This is a genomic window from Paeniglutamicibacter sp. NPDC012692, assembly GCF_042901625.1.
Lineage (GTDB): Bacteria > Actinomycetota > Actinomycetes > Actinomycetales > Micrococcaceae > Paeniglutamicibacter.
This window is the reverse complement of sequence record NZ_JBIBDE010000007.1, coordinates 18,600-31,591: the sequence shown is the minus strand read 5'-3', so window position 1 is coordinate 31,591 and position 12,992 is coordinate 18,600. Positions and strand designations below refer to the sequence as shown.

13 protein-coding genes are annotated in these 12,992 nt (G+C 65.8%); 6 read left to right on the top strand and 7 right to left on the bottom strand.

Going from position 1 to position 12,992, the window contains the following annotated elements:
• The 5 genes from ACFY5D_RS19385 to ACFY5D_RS19365 form a co-directional block, all read right to left on the bottom strand.
• Positions 1-933: a dihydrodipicolinate synthase family protein gene (locus tag ACFY5D_RS19385; protein WP_387533730.1), complete on the bottom strand. Its 933-nt coding sequence runs from the start codon at positions 931-933 to the stop codon at positions 1-3.
• A 96-nt stretch (positions 934-1,029) separates the two neighbouring features.
• Positions 1,030-1,836 (bottom strand): ABC transporter ATP-binding protein, encoded by an 807-nt coding sequence (locus ACFY5D_RS19380; protein ID WP_387533728.1) that lies wholly within the window; start codon positions 1,834-1,836, stop codon positions 1,030-1,032.
• Positions 1,833-3,851, bottom strand: coding sequence for a dipeptide/oligopeptide/nickel ABC transporter permease/ATP-binding protein (locus ACFY5D_RS19375; protein ID WP_387533726.1), 2,019 nt, complete (start codon positions 3,849-3,851; stop codon positions 1,833-1,835). Before ACFY5D_RS19375 ends, ACFY5D_RS19380 begins: the two co-directional genes overlap by 4 nt.
• Before the next feature lie 6 nt (positions 3,852-3,857).
• A complete protein-coding gene (locus ACFY5D_RS19370; protein ID WP_387533724.1) occupies positions 3,858-4,814 on the bottom strand; it encodes an ABC transporter permease in 957 nt (318 codons plus the stop codon).
• Between the two features lie 106 nt (positions 4,815-4,920).
• Complete coding sequence (locus tag ACFY5D_RS19365; protein WP_387533722.1) at positions 4,921-6,537, bottom strand: ABC transporter substrate-binding protein; 1,617 nt, start codon at positions 6,535-6,537, stop codon at positions 4,921-4,923.
• A 178-nt stretch (positions 6,538-6,715) separates the two neighbouring features.
• Here ACFY5D_RS19365 and ACFY5D_RS19360 point away from each other — a divergent pair, with 178 nt between their 5' ends.
• The 4 genes from ACFY5D_RS19360 to ACFY5D_RS19345 all read left to right on the top strand — a co-directional run bounded on the left by ACFY5D_RS19360 (position 6,716) and on the right by ACFY5D_RS19345 (position 10,305).
• On the top strand, positions 6,716-7,450 hold the full coding sequence (locus ACFY5D_RS19360) for a FadR/GntR family transcriptional regulator (RefSeq protein WP_387533720.1): 735 nt from the start codon (positions 6,716-6,718) through the stop codon (positions 7,448-7,450).
• Positions 7,451-7,545: 95 nt separating this feature from the next.
• On the top strand, positions 7,546-8,913 hold the full coding sequence (locus ACFY5D_RS19355; protein ID WP_387533718.1) for a TrkH family potassium uptake protein: 1,368 nt from the start codon (positions 7,546-7,548) through the stop codon (positions 8,911-8,913).
• The gene (locus ACFY5D_RS19350; protein WP_387533716.1) at positions 8,906-9,604 is read left to right on the top strand and encodes a potassium channel family protein; all 699 of its coding nucleotides are present in this window, start codon (positions 8,906-8,908) and stop codon (positions 9,602-9,604) included. Before ACFY5D_RS19355 ends, ACFY5D_RS19350 begins: the two co-directional genes overlap by 8 nt.
• A gap of 311 nt (positions 9,605-9,915) precedes the next feature.
• Positions 9,916-10,305, top strand: coding sequence for a hypothetical protein (locus tag ACFY5D_RS19345; RefSeq protein WP_387533714.1), 390 nt, complete (start codon positions 9,916-9,918; stop codon positions 10,303-10,305).
• Here ACFY5D_RS19345 and ACFY5D_RS19340 read toward each other — a convergent pair.
• Positions 10,302-10,850, bottom strand: a complete 549-nt coding sequence (locus ACFY5D_RS19340; RefSeq protein ID WP_387533712.1) for an acyl-CoA thioesterase — start codon at positions 10,848-10,850, stop codon at positions 10,302-10,304. The genes ACFY5D_RS19345 and ACFY5D_RS19340 overlap by 4 nt on opposite strands.
• A 142-nt stretch (positions 10,851-10,992) precedes the next feature.
• On the opposite strand from ACFY5D_RS19340, the gene ACFY5D_RS19335 reads away from it, so the two are divergent.
• Positions 10,993-12,285 (top strand): MFS transporter, encoded by a 1,293-nt coding sequence (locus tag ACFY5D_RS19335; protein WP_387533995.1) that lies wholly within the window; start codon positions 10,993-10,995, stop codon positions 12,283-12,285.
• Positions 12,286-12,355: 70 nt separating this feature from the next.
• On the opposite strand, the gene ACFY5D_RS19330 is transcribed toward ACFY5D_RS19335, so the two are convergent.
• Entirely contained in the window at positions 12,356-12,730 is a 375-nt protein-coding gene (locus ACFY5D_RS19330) for a VOC family protein (protein ID WP_387533710.1), read from the bottom strand.
• A 23-nt stretch (positions 12,731-12,753) separates the two neighbouring features.
• Between ACFY5D_RS19330 and ACFY5D_RS19325 the strand changes: the two genes are divergently transcribed.
• A complete protein-coding gene (locus tag ACFY5D_RS19325) occupies positions 12,754-12,933 on the top strand; it encodes a hypothetical protein (protein WP_387533708.1) in 180 nt (59 codons plus the stop codon).
• Positions 12,934-12,992 lie beyond the last annotated feature (59 nt).

Sequence of the window (12,992 nt, the reverse complement as noted above, 5' to 3'; positions counted from 1 at the left end):
TTAGAGCAGTCCGGTGCGGGTCAGGATGCCGGAGATCGCCGAGGCCTCGGCCTCGTTCAGGTCCTCCATCGGGGTGCTCATCTTGTTGCAGCCGATGACGCCCAGTGCGACCAGTGCGGTCTTGAAGGCGCCCAGGCCGGCGGCGCCGCCGGACACGCGGGAGGAATCCGGGGTGTAGACGATCTCGAAGACGTCGGTCAGGCGGTCCTGCTCCTTGGCCGCGGTGGCGAAGTCGCCGGAAACGGCCGCGTCGAACAGGCGGCGGTAGCCGGCCGGGTCGACGTTGCCCAGGCCCGGGACCACGCCGTGGGCGCCGCCGAGCATGGCGCCGTCGACGACGACCTCGTGGCCGGTGAAGACGGAGAAGCCCTCGATGTCGCGGGTTGCCAGCAGCAGCTGGCGGAAGGAGACGTCGTCGCCGGAGGAGTCCTTCACGCCGACGATCACCCCGTCCTTGGCCAGCGCCACGGCGGTGGCGACGGACAGCTTGACGTGGGTGCGGACCGGCACGTCGTAGGCGAAGATGTCGATCTGCAGCGCGGCGTGGACGGCGCGGAAGTGGGCCTCCACCTCGGCGGCGTTGGAGAGCGCGTAGTACGGGGTGGTGACCACGAGGGCGTCGGCGCCGAGCTCGATCATCGCGCGGCCTTCCTCGATGACACGCTCGGTGGTCTGCTCGTTGGCGCCGACGATCAGCGGCACGCGGCCGGCGTTGGCCTCGCGGATGGTGGAGACCACCAGGGCGCGCTCGGCGTTGGTCAGGTACGGGACCTCGCCCGAGGAACCGAGCACGAACAGGCCGGTGACGCCGCCGGTGATCAGGTGCTCGACGACGGCCTGCAGACCCGGGATATCGATGGCGCCATCCGCGGTGCGCGGGGTGACTACCGGAGGGATGACGCCGGTGTACTTGGGGTTGTTTGCGAATGCCACGAGAAAATCTTTCTTCTAAAGGGGGTGCTGCATGGGGGTGGCGGGCGGTGCGCGTGAATGTGTGGGGCACGCGCACCGCCAGCCGGGCTTGGGGTGCTAGAGCTGCAGGAGCGAGGGGGCCGCGCCGAGCAGCGTGCGGGTGTAGTCGTTGGTCGGGTTTTCGAAGACCTGCGCGGCCGTGCCCTGCTCGACGATCTGCCCGGCGTTCATCACGCAGATGCGGTCAGAGACGTAGCGGACGGTCTGGATGTCGTGGGAGATGAACACCATGCCGAGGTTCAGCGAGGCCTTCAGGTCCGTGAGCAGGTTCAGCACCTGGGCCCGCACCGAGACGTCCAGCGCGCTGGTCGGCTCGTCCGCCACGATGATGTCCGGGTCCAGGGCCAGGGCCCGGGCGATGGCAACACGCTGGCGCTGGCCGCCGGAGACCTGGTTGGGCATCGCGGAGGCGGCCGAGGCGGGCAGGCCCACCACGGAGAGCAGGTCCGCGACCTTGGCCGCGCGGGAAGCCTCGTTGCCGATGCCGTGGATCTTCAGCGGGTCGGTGAGGATGTCGTGGATCGTCATGCGCGGGTTCAGCGCGGTCGACGGGTCCTGGAAGACCACGGCCACGGAGCGGCCGAACTCCTTGCGGCCGGCCGCGTTGCGCTTGGCCGCGTCCTTGCCGCGGAAGAGCACCTGTCCGCTGGTCGGCTCCTGCAGGCCGACCAGCACGGAGGCCAGCGTCGACTTGCCGCAGCCGGATTCGCCCACGATGCCCACGGTCTCGCCGCGGGAGACGGAGAAGTCCACCCCGTTGACGGCACGGACGATGTTCGGGGAGAAGAGCTTGCCGCCGCGGGCACGGTGGTGCACGTGGATGTCGCGCAGCTCGACGACCGGGGTGTTGGTATCGGCACTCACTGGTGGCCTCCCTGGGAAACTGTTTCGTGGCTGGCCCAGAAGTGCTCCGACTCGGAGCTGGCCGGCACGAAGTCGGTGGGCGTGTTCGGATCCGCGTCGGCGCGCTGGGAGCGTTCGGCGAACCTGTCCCCCGCGGCGAACGAGTAGGGCGAGGGCACCGAACCGGGGATCTGGTGCAGGCGCTCGGCGCCCGATTCGATCGACAGCACGGCACCGAGCAGGCCCTGGGTGTACTCATGGGCCGGGGCCTTGAGCACCGCGGGAACCGGTCCGGATTCGACGACCTGGCCGGCGTACATCACGGTGACGCGGTGCGCCAGCGAGGCCACCAGCGCCAGGTCGTGGCTGACGAAGACCATCGCGAAGCCCAGCTGCTCGCGCAGCTCGTTGAGCAGGTCCACGACCTGCTTCTGCACCGTGACGTCCAGCGCGGTGGTCGGCTCGTCGCAGACCACCAGCTTCGGCTTGCGGCTCAGCGCCATGGCGATCAGCACGCGCTGGCGTTGGCCGCCGGAGAGCTCGTGCGGGTAGGAGCGCAGCGTGCGCACCGGGTCGAGCTTGACCAGACGGAGCAGCTCCTCGGGGCTGGTGCGGCCGTTGCGCTTGGTCAGCTGGCGCAGCTGGTCGCCCACGAGCATCGAGGGGTTCAGCGAGGACAGCGCGTCCTGGTAGACCATGGCGATCTGTTCGCCGCGCAGGCCCCTGTAGACCTTCTCGTCGCCGGCCAGCGCGAACCCGTCGGGTCCCTCGGGCAGCAATTCCTTGTCCCCGAACTTGATGGAGCCGGTGATCTTGGCGGTGTCGGGCAGCAGCCCCATGATCGCCAGCGAGGTGATCGACTTGCCGCAGCCGGATTCGCCGACCAGGCCCATGGTCTCGCCCTCGCGCACCGTGAAGGAGACGTTGTCCACGATCCGGGTGTCGCCGAAGCGCGCCGGGAAGCGGATGGAGAGGTTCTTGACCTCGAGGATGACCTTCGGCTCCCCCGCGGCGTTGTCGCCGGCCCCAAGGACCAGGCGGTCGGTGCGGCGGGACTCGGTCTCCGAGAGCAGTGCCAGTTCCCCGCGCAGGCGTTCCAGCGCGGCGGTGTCGACGGCCGGCTTGGCGGCCTTGGCGGCCGCGGTTTCCGAGGTCGAGGCGCTCTTCTTGGTGGACTTGGGGTTCACCAGGGCGTCGGTCATGCCCTCGGCCAGGATGTTCAGGGCCAGCACCGTGAGCAGGATCGTGAGGCCGGCGAAGGTGGTGGCCCACCAGGCGCCGTTGAGCACCAGGGTGCGGCCGTAGGCGATCACGTTACCCCAGCTCGGTGCCGGGTCCTGGATGCCGGCGCCCAGGAAGGAGAGCGATGCCTCCAGGATGATGGCGTCGGCGACCATGACGGTGGCGAACACCAGCACCGGGGCGGCGCAGTTGCGCAGCACGTGGCCGCCCAGGATGTAGAAGCGGCCGGCGCCGATGACCCGTTCGGCGCGGACGTAGTCCTCGCCCCACTGGGCCAGCACGTTGGCGCGGACCACGCGGGCGATCTGCGGCACGTAGATCACCGCGATGGCCAGGATGATCACCGGCAGCGAGTTGCCCAGCGAGGCCAGCAGGGCCGCGGCAAGCGCGATGCCGGGGAACGCCATGAGCATGTCCATGATGCGCATGATGGTCTCGTTGGCCCACTTGGCGCTCGTCGCGGCAAGCGCACCGAGCAGGCCGCCAATGACCAGGGCCAGGGCGACGGAACCGATGCCGATCAGCAGCGAGGAGCGGGCGCCGAAGAGCAGGCGGGAGAAGATGTCCCGGCCCAGCCGGTCGGTGCCGAAGAGGTTCTCGGCGCTCGGCGGGCGGGCGGGGATGCCGGAGGCCAGCGGGTCGTGCGGGGCGAGCACCGGGGCAAGGATAGCCGCGAGGGAGATCAGCACCAGGAAGGCCAGGGCGATCTTTGAGCCGAGCGGCAGCGCGGTGAAGCGCGTGGTTCCGGAGCTCAGGCGTGCGACCAGGCCGTTTCGGGGGGCAAGGGTGGCCATGAAGAGTTACACCGTCCTGATGCGCGGGTTGATGAGCAGGTAAAGCAGGTCCACGACGATGTTGACCAGCACGAAGGTGACCGCAATGGTCAGCACCACGCCCTGGACCAGGTTGACGTCGGAGTTGGTGATGCCGTTCATGATCAGCTGGCCCATGCCGGGCAGCGAGAAGATCATTTCGATCACGACGGCGCCGCCGAGCAGGTAGCCGATGCGCAGGCCCAGCACGGTGACCGGGGTGACCAGCGCGTTGCGCAGCACGTTGCGGGTGAGCACCTCGCCGCGCGGCACGCCGTTGCCAATCGCGGTGCGGACGTAGTCCTTGTCCAGTTCCTCGACCATGGAGGTGCGCACCACGCGGATCAGCGAGGCGGAGACCGGGATGGCCAGGGCGAGCGCCGGAAGCGTCATGTGGGCCAGCCAGCCGCCGATGCCCGATCCCTCGGGGGCCGCGCCGCCGGAGGGGAAAAGCGGGTTCGCGCCCAGGGCCAGCCACTGGATGAGCAGGATGCCGAGCCAGAAGGACGGGGTGGCCACCGCGGCGATGGAGAAGACGCGGACCAGCTGGTCGGGCATCTTGTCGCGGTAGAGGGCGGCCGTGACGCCGAAGGCCAGGGCGATGACCACGGCGATCAGCACGCCGTAGAAGGTCAGCTGCAGGGTCAGCGGGAAGGCGTTGGCGATCATTTCGCCGACCGGGCGCTCCGGCGGGGTGGTCATGCCGAAGTTCAGCGTGACCAGCCGGCCCAGGAAGGCGACGTACTGGATGACCAGCGGCGCGTTGAGCCCGCGCTCTTCGCGGTAGGCGTTCTTGGCCGCCTCGGAGGCGCCTTCGCCCAGCGCGGACGTGGCCTCGTCACCGGGGGAAAGTTTGAGGATGATGAACACCAGGAAGGTGACTCCCAGGATCATCAGGGGCAGTGCGGCGAGGCGACGTAGCAGTAGCCGTAGGAGGGTTCCCACTCAAGGACTCCGATGGATAGGCAACAAATTGTCAGGGGGGTGCGGGGCGCACCCGATGCAAGCTGGGGAAGATGCAACGGGCGCGCCACGCAAGTACGGGAGGCGGTTAGGCCTTCGGCGAGACTCCGACGAAGGAGACGCCGGTGGTCGGCAGCGGCTTGAAGTTTTCAACCGACTTTTCGTTCCAGGCGGTCGGCAGCTGGCGGTGCAGCACCGGGTACAGCGGCACGTGGTCGGAGATCAGGTTGATGGCTTCGGTCCAGGCTTTGGTGGCGGCGGCCTCGTCCTTGGCCTTCACCGCGGTGTCAAGCATGCCCTGCAGCGCCTTGTATTCGGCGGCCTTGGACCAGCGGAAGCGGTTGGTCGGCCAGACATCGCCGCGGAACCACCAGCTCAGCAGCAGGTCCAGGTCGTTGCCGAAGACCGACGGGTCGCCTGGGGCAGCGACGACGCGGAACGTTCCGGTGTCCACGTGGTCGGTGTACAACGCACCGGACTGCAGGTTCTGCATGGTGACCTTGACGCCCGGAAGCTTGTTCCAGGACTCGAGCAGCAGCGGGGCGATGTCCTTGACCCAGGAGGTGTCGGTGGTCAGCAGCTCGAATTCGAGGGTGGTGACGCCGGCTTCCTTGAGCAGGGCCTCGGCCTTGGCCTGGTCGTAGCCGTAGACGTTCGAGGCCTTGACGTACTGCGGGTGGGTTTCCTGCACGTAGGAGGTCGCGGGCTTGGCGTTGCCCAGCAGCGCGCGGTCGATGATCGTCTGCGTGTCGGTGGCGTAGTGGAAGGCCTGGCGCACGCGCTTGTCGGCGAACGGGCCCTCGGCGCAGTTGAACATGAGGAAGAGCAGGCCGAAGGACTGCACCGACTCGACGTTCATCTTGGACTTGAGGCGCTCGACATCCAGGTACGGCACGTCCTCGATCACCGATACGCGGCCGGATTCGGCGGCGGTGACGCGGGCGGCCGCATCGGAGAGCAGGTACCAGGTCATGGTCTCTGCCTTGGCGGCGTAGGCGCCGTTGTAGTCGGAGAACTTCTCGAAGACGATCTTGTCGTCCTTGGTCGCCGAGACCAGCTTGTACGGGCCGGAGCCGACCGGGGCCGCGTCGAAGGCCTTCTGGTCCGCGGAGGCCAGCTTCTTCGGGACGATCTTGACCACGGAGATGCGGGTCGGGAAGAGCGGGAAGGCGTAGTTCAGCGTGAAGACGACGGTGTCGTCGCCCTTGGCCTTGACGGTCTTGATGAACGGCACGAACTGCGCGAAGAGCGATGCGTTCGCGGTGTCCAGCACGCGCTCGAAGGAGTAGACAACATCGTCGACCGTGACGGCATCGCCGTTGTGGAACTTGGCGCCGGAGCGAAGCTTGACTTCCCAGCTGGTGTCGCCGAGCTGCTTCGGCTGGGCCGCGGCGAGTGCCAGGTACGGTTCGCGGGTTGCCGGGTGCAGGTCGACGAGGCCCTCGAAGATGTGCATGTTGGCGGCGAACGGGGTCGCGCCGGAGGAGGTCATCGGGTCGAAGCCGGTCGACAGGGCGTACGAGATGCCGGCTTCCAGGTGGGTGGTGGCTCCGGATGCGGCTGCACTGCCGCCTCCGGTTGCTGCACCGGGGCTCGAGCATGCGGCGACCGTGGCCGAGAAGGCTGCCGCGGCACCGAGCATGCCGGTCATCTTGAGAAATTCACGGCGGCCGCGGGGCTTATTGGCCAAGTCCTTCAGGGTCATATCTAACCTCTTTCAAATCCAAGACTGAGAAAGTCGGACGTAGGATGTCCTATGCTGTGAGATAGACTGTAAGCGGCATCACGACCCATAGTCAACTGGGTCACACGTTTTGGTCCACAATGGACCATGATTGGATTCGGGGAGCATTTCCCTGCCCGACTAGGAGGTATCAGCACACATGACCATCACGCGAACACCACGTCTCGATGCCCATGCACGGCTGCGCGCACTCACCGCCGATATCACCGACCTCATCCTCGACCGCGGGCTGCTGCCCGGGGACGCCATGCCCACCGAGCAGGAACTCTCGGCCGAACTGGGAGTCGGACGCAACACCCTGCGCGAGGCCATCAAGGTACTCCAGGCCCTCGGCGTCGTGGAGATCCGGCACGGCTTCGGCATGTTCGTTGCCGAGGAAAACCTCCTGGCGCTCTCCGATTCGCTGACCTTCCGCGGGCAGATGTCCTTGCGCCACAAGGGGCACGAAGCCAACGAGCTGGTCGACGTGCGCCAAGCCCTGGAATCCGGGCTTATCGGATCCGCCATTTCCGCCATCACCCCCGAGCAGCTGACCAAGCTCGAGGCAACCGTCGCAACCATGGAGTCCCGCGCCGCGGACGGCCAGAACTTCGTCGATGCCGACAAGGATTTCCACCGTGTCCTGTTCGAGCCGCTCAACAACCAGCTGCTCAGCAACCTGCTGGGCGTCTTCTGGGACGTCTACCGCACCATCCACCAGGGCATCGGCACGCGGGACAGCACCCGGGCGCACCTTGCCGAGACTGCACATTCGCACCGCGAGCTGCTCGATGCCGTGAAGGCCGGGGACAAGGCGCTGGCCAGCGACTTGCTCTGCAGTCACTTCGACGGGATCCGCGAACAATTGGCCGCCATCAACACCGACAAGGTCTGATCCGGGGCCCGCTTCCCGACACACGCGGCGAACTGCCGCTAGCCTTCCCTGCGCCGGGCATGAAAACGGGGATTACAGCGGTTACCCTGTAACTCATGCGTTCCACTGCAAACAGGTTCAGGCACCTGGGCCGGGCACTATTGCCCCGCCACCCCGCCCAGGCGATCGCCCTGGGCTTCGGCACCGCCATCGTCATCGGGACGTTGGTGCTGATGCTTCCGATCGCCAAGGTCGGCCCCGGCGGCGCAGGCCCCCTGGAAGCGCTGTTCACAGCGACATCCGCGGTGTGTGTCACCGGACTTGCGGTCGTTGACACCGCCGCCTACTGGACGCCGTTCGGCCAGGTGGCCATCTTGTGCCTGATCCAGCTCGGCGGCTTCGGCATCATGTCCTTCGCCTCCCTGCTGGGCGTGATCATGGCTCGCCGGCTGGGCCTGAAATCCCGGATGCAGGCTGCCGCGGAAACCAAGAGCACGGGCTTCGGCGACGTGAAATCCGTCCTGCTGGGCGTCCTGCGGATTACCGCGATGGTCGAGTTGGGCGTCGCAGTGCTGCTGGCCCTGCGGTTCGGGCTCGGCTACGGCCATTCCTTCGGCGGGTCGCTCTGGTTGGGGATCTTCCATTCGGTGTCCGCCTTCAACAACGCCGGGTTCGCCCTGTTCAGCGACAACCTCATCGGTTTCGTCGGGGATCCATGGATCTGCATGCCGATTGCTCTGGCCATCATCATCGGCGGCCTCGGTTTCCCCGTGCTCTTCGAACTCGGACGCCACTACCGCAAGCCCCTGCACTGGACCATGAACACCAAGCTTGTCCTGGCCGGCACGGGCATACTTCTTGCCGCGGGAACCGCATTCATCAGCATCCTGGAGTGGAACAACCCCAAGACCCTCGGCGCCCTGTCCACGGCCGACAAGTTGCTGGCCGGATTCTTCCAATCCGTGATGACCCGTACCGCGGGATTCAATTCCCTGGACCTGGGCCAGATGGACCCCGCAACCTGGCTGGGCATGGACATCCTCATGTTCATCGGCGGCGGCCCGGCCGGCACCGCCGGCGGCCTGAAGATCACCACCTTCGCTGTCCTGTTCTTCATCCTGCTCACCGAGATCCAGGGCGGCGTGGCGGTCAATGTCTTCGGCAAACGACTTCCGCGCTCCGTACACCGCGAGGCAATCACGATCGTCCTCTTGGCGGTGGCCCTGGTCATCGGCTCCACCATGGCGCTGATGCTGATCACCGACCTCGGCTTCGACAAGCTGCTTTTCGAAACAATCTCCGCATTCGCGACTGTCGGCCTGTCCACCGGCATCACAGCTTCCCTCCCACCAGCCGGTCAACTCCTGCTGGTGGGCCTCATGTTTGTTGGCCGTTTGGGCCCCGTCACCCTGGCCTCGGCCCTGGCCCTGCGTTCGCGTCCCGTGCTGTACGAATTCCCGAAAGAGAGGCCACTCATTGGCTAAGCACCCGCTGTTCTCCCCCAAATCCCTCGAACGCATTGCCGAGGCAAACTCGGTGGTCGTCATAGGGCTTGGCCGTTTTGGAGGCTCGCTGGCCCTGGAGCTTGCGGCGTCCGGAACGGAAGTCCTGGGCATCGACGCCGACGAGGACATTGTCCAGTCATTCAATGGCCTTCTCACCCATGTGGTGCGCGCCGACTCCACGAAGGAGGAGGTACTGCGCCAGCTCTCGGTGCACGAATTCGACAGGGCCGTGGTGGGCATCGGCAGCGACCTTGAGGCAAGCATCCTGACGACCTCCGCCTTGCTGCGATTCAAGATCCCCGAAATCTGGGCCAAGGCCGTGAGCACCGCCCACGGGCAAATCCTCGAACAGCTCGGGGTCAAGCATGTCATCCACCCCGAACAAGACATGGGGCGCCGCGTCGCCCACCTGGTCCGCGGCGCCATGCTGGACTACGTCGAATTCGAGGACGGCTTTGCGATGGTCAAGACCCGTCCACCGCGCGAAGCCCAAAACCAGCCTCTCGGCACCACCGGAATCAGGGCGAAACACCACATCACGGTTGTCGCGGTCAAGCGCCAAAGCGGGGAGTGGGACTATGCCACTCCACAGACAGTGCTGAACCCGGAGGACGAGATCATCGTGGCGGGAGCGACCGCGGCCGCCGAAAGGTTCGCCACACTGCTCTAGGTCCTTCCCGCGCGCGACGGGCGTATTGGTTTGCGGTTTCGGCGTAGGGAAAGCATGAGGATTCATTGTTTCCCCTCGACGCGGCCCGACCGGACATGACTCACTGGTTCCAGCGGAGCGATCGCCAATGGCGCGGTTCAGGGACATTGACCATGGAAGGCCTCACGATGGACGGCGAAACACTCGGAACGATCGGTTTCTTCACGGCGGGGACCGCAGTGATGGCCTGGCTGGTTGGCATTCTGCTCCGGAGCACCAAATAGGCCCGGGCGCGCATGGATTTATGCGTCCCGCAGGGCGATGCTGGTGTCATGAAACCTTCAAACCACAGCGCTGTATATGTGGAGTCAACGGAGACGGACGTCCGCGAACTCACCCGGAGGCTCCTCGTGGACCTCGGGGGGCCAACCGTCCAGGCCCTGGCCGACAGCAAGGACAACACCGCGCCCCACCGGTGGGCGCATCCGCAGGGAACGGGGCCCGGGCCTGTCGAGGAGCAGCGGATCCGCCTTGGCTACAGGGTGTGGAAGACGCTGGAAAACCTCGGCAACCGCGAGAAGGCCGCGCTCTGGATGCTGGATGCGAATCCGGGACTCGACGGTGAAACACCAGTGGCCTTCATCGCGCAATTGCACACGCGCGAGGTCGTTGATGTTGCCGAGGACTTCGTCATGGAACATCTCCCGGCGACCGGTTCCTAGACCCACTGGTGCGGAGCTGGCCTGCGCGCCCCGGGCAGCGCGGTGGCTTCCCGCCAGCGTTCGATCCATCCGGGAAGCACTAGGTCCGCCGGGACTTCCTCCCCCACCGCCGCGATGATCTCCTCATTGGCGACCGGGCCGCGCTTGGAGACCATGCGGGTGGCAATGGTCGCTTGGGCGTAGATCTCGCCGTTGGCGACCATCCGCTGCTCGAAGTAGATGCAGCGATCGTCCATGCCGATGAGCCTGGTTTCCTGGGTGAACCTCTGGTTGAGGACGATGGACTTGCGGAAGGTGACGGTCTCGGCCTGGACCACCGGGGTCCACTTGTTCTTGCGAATCACGCCCCAGGCTCCCGAGCGCACCATCAGCTCGAAACGCCCGAGGTCGAAGAGCGAGAAGTACACCCCGTTGTTGATGTGCATGGCGATGTCGATGTCCGTCAGCATCGCGCGCATCGGTGTCGAGACCGGATCGAAAATGGACACGCGAGGCCGCTTGCGGGCCGTGGTCAGCAGGACGATAAGTCGAAGAAGTAGATGCATGAACCAAAGCCTACTCGCCGGTAACTTATTCGTCACCCATCATCCGATGAGCACTGATTGACTTAACTCAATGAGTTGGGACAAGATTGGAGGTGTCGCACCACCGTGCGCCGAAAAATTCACCAGCTTCAGGACCCACATCATGGCCCCGCGCGCCCTTAGACCATTCGCCCACCGCGACTACCGCGTCCTGCTGATCGCCATGGCGATCAGCGTGTTCGCCCACGGAATGTGGGCCGTGGCCATGGTCTACCAAGTCAGACACCTGGGCGGAGGCCCAGCCCAGCTTTCGGTGGTGGCCACGGCGACCTCGATCGGCCTGCTGGGATTCGTGCTCATCGGCGGCATCACGGCCGACCGCGTCAGCTGCCGGAAAATCATCATCACCGTTGAAGTGCTTTCGCTTCTGGTCATGAGCACCCTGGCGGTCCTCGCCTCGACGGGTACCATCCAGCTATGGCACCTGGCGGCAGCCGGATTCATCCAGGGTGCGGGAGCCGCGTTCTTCTTCCCGGCCTATTCGGCGTTGCTCCCCCGGATCCTGCCCGCCGATGACCTGCTGGCGGCCAACGGCATGGAGGGAATGTTCCGCCCGGTGCTACAACAGGCAGCGGGACCCGCCATTGCGGGCGTGCTTGTCGCCTCGTTCAACCCGCCCATGGCAATCGTCGGAATCGCGGCCTGCCACCTGGTCGCGTTCATCGTGCTCAACGCCCTGGGCCACCACAAGGCCTACGACGAGCATCTGGAACCGGGCCAGAAGCGCCCGAGCGCGCTGGCGGACCTTCGCGAAGCCGTCGGCTACACCCTGGGCACCCCGTGGCTGTTGTGGACGTTGCTCTTTGCCGTCATTTCGGTCCTCAGTTTCATTGGACCCATCGAGGTGTTGCTGCCGTTCGTGGTCGGCGACCAGCTCGGCGGGGACGCACGGACCTTCGGCTTCATGCTCGCGGCCTTCGGCATCGGCAGCGCCATTGGTTCCCTGGTGACGGCGTCCTTCCCGCTGCCGCGGCGCTACCTCACGTTCATGATCATGTTCTGGGGCTTCGGCACGCTGCCACTGGCGCTCATCGGCATGACGACCACCCCGTGGCAGTTGGCCGCGTTGCTGGTTGTCGTGGGCATTACCGGCGGACTGGGACAGGTCATCTGGGGAACGCTGCTGCAGCGCCGCGTCCCGCCGCACATGCTCGGCCGTGTTTCCTCGCTTGACTTCTTTGTCTCGCTGGCACTGATGCCCGTGTCCATGGCGCTGGCCGGGCCGCTGGCCTCGGTCATGCCGATCTGGGCCATCTTCGTGATCGCCGGCGTTGCCTCCCCCGTCATCGGGATCGTGGCCTGGTTGGCCGGAAAGATGTACCGCGACGAGATCGAGCATCCGCTGGACCGCGCCGTCGGCCCGCGGGAAACGACCCCGGTCGAAGAACGCGGCTGATGCGAGCCCAAGTGGCGTCCCGAACGGTTGATGCCGTCCGGGGCGCCATCGCCATTTGGCGGCGGGTTTCTCAGCGGTAGGACCGGGTCATGAACTCGACGAAGTGCCCGGCCGGATCCAGGATGTACACCCCGCGGCCGCCGTGCTCGATATTGGTTTGCCCCGGCAGCGTCATTAGCGGATCCGCCCAGTGCTCGAGCCCGCGTTCCTTGATGCGCACCATGATGCGGTCGAAGTGCTCGTCGTCGACCCTGAAGGCATAGTGCTGCGGCGGGAATTCGAGGGGCGACTCGGCGAACTGGAGCATGACCCCGTCGTCCAGCTCGACGTTGGCGAAGGGCTCCCGGGCTTCGATGCTGCGGGCTTCCGCGAGTTCGATGAAGAACCGCGCCGAGACCTCTCGGTCCTTGGCCGGAATGATCATGTGGTCGAATGAAATACTCATGGACTCTTCCAGCTTTCGGACTCGTGAAACCGAATGAAGCAAGCATCGCACGACATGGCCGCAAGGCAATGGGAAGCTCCGCGGCAGGGGCGACCGGCACGGAAACCAACGGCGGACCTTTCATTGTTTACCCAAATAATACCCAGTATTTGCTTGACCTGACCGTGTTCGCCACCGCCATTCCACCTTCCGGACATGTGTAATTCCTACGCTCAAGAACACGACCCCGAACCCTTCGTGTTCGGTACTTCTCCATGGTCGA

Excerpts from the sequence above, each read along its gene's own strand:
- ACFY5D_RS19340 (WP_387533712.1), bottom strand. The coding sequence starts at position 10,850 with ATGCATCTACTTCTTCGACTTATCGTCCTGCTGACCACGGCCCGCAAG.
- ACFY5D_RS19375 (WP_387533726.1), bottom strand. The coding sequence starts at position 3,851 with ATGGCCACCCTTGCCCCCCGAAACGGCCTGGTCGCACGCCTGAGCTCC.
- ACFY5D_RS19360 (WP_387533720.1), top strand. The coding sequence starts at position 6,716 with ATGACCATCACGCGAACACCACGTCTCGATGCCCATGCACGGCTGCGC.
- ACFY5D_RS19365 (WP_387533722.1), bottom strand. The coding sequence starts at position 6,537 with ATGACCCTGAAGGACTTGGCCAATAAGCCCCGCGGCCGCCGTGAATTT.
- ACFY5D_RS19355 (WP_387533718.1), top strand. The coding sequence starts at position 7,546 with ATGCGTTCCACTGCAAACAGGTTCAGGCACCTGGGCCGGGCACTATTG.
- ACFY5D_RS19335 (WP_387533995.1), top strand. The coding sequence starts at position 10,993 with ATGGCCCCGCGCGCCCTTAGACCATTCGCCCACCGCGACTACCGCGTC.
- ACFY5D_RS19345 (WP_387533714.1), top strand. The coding sequence starts at position 9,916 with ATGAAACCTTCAAACCACAGCGCTGTATATGTGGAGTCAACGGAGACG.
- ACFY5D_RS19330 (WP_387533710.1), bottom strand. The coding sequence starts at position 12,730 with ATGAGTATTTCATTCGACCACATGATCATTCCGGCCAAGGACCGAGAG.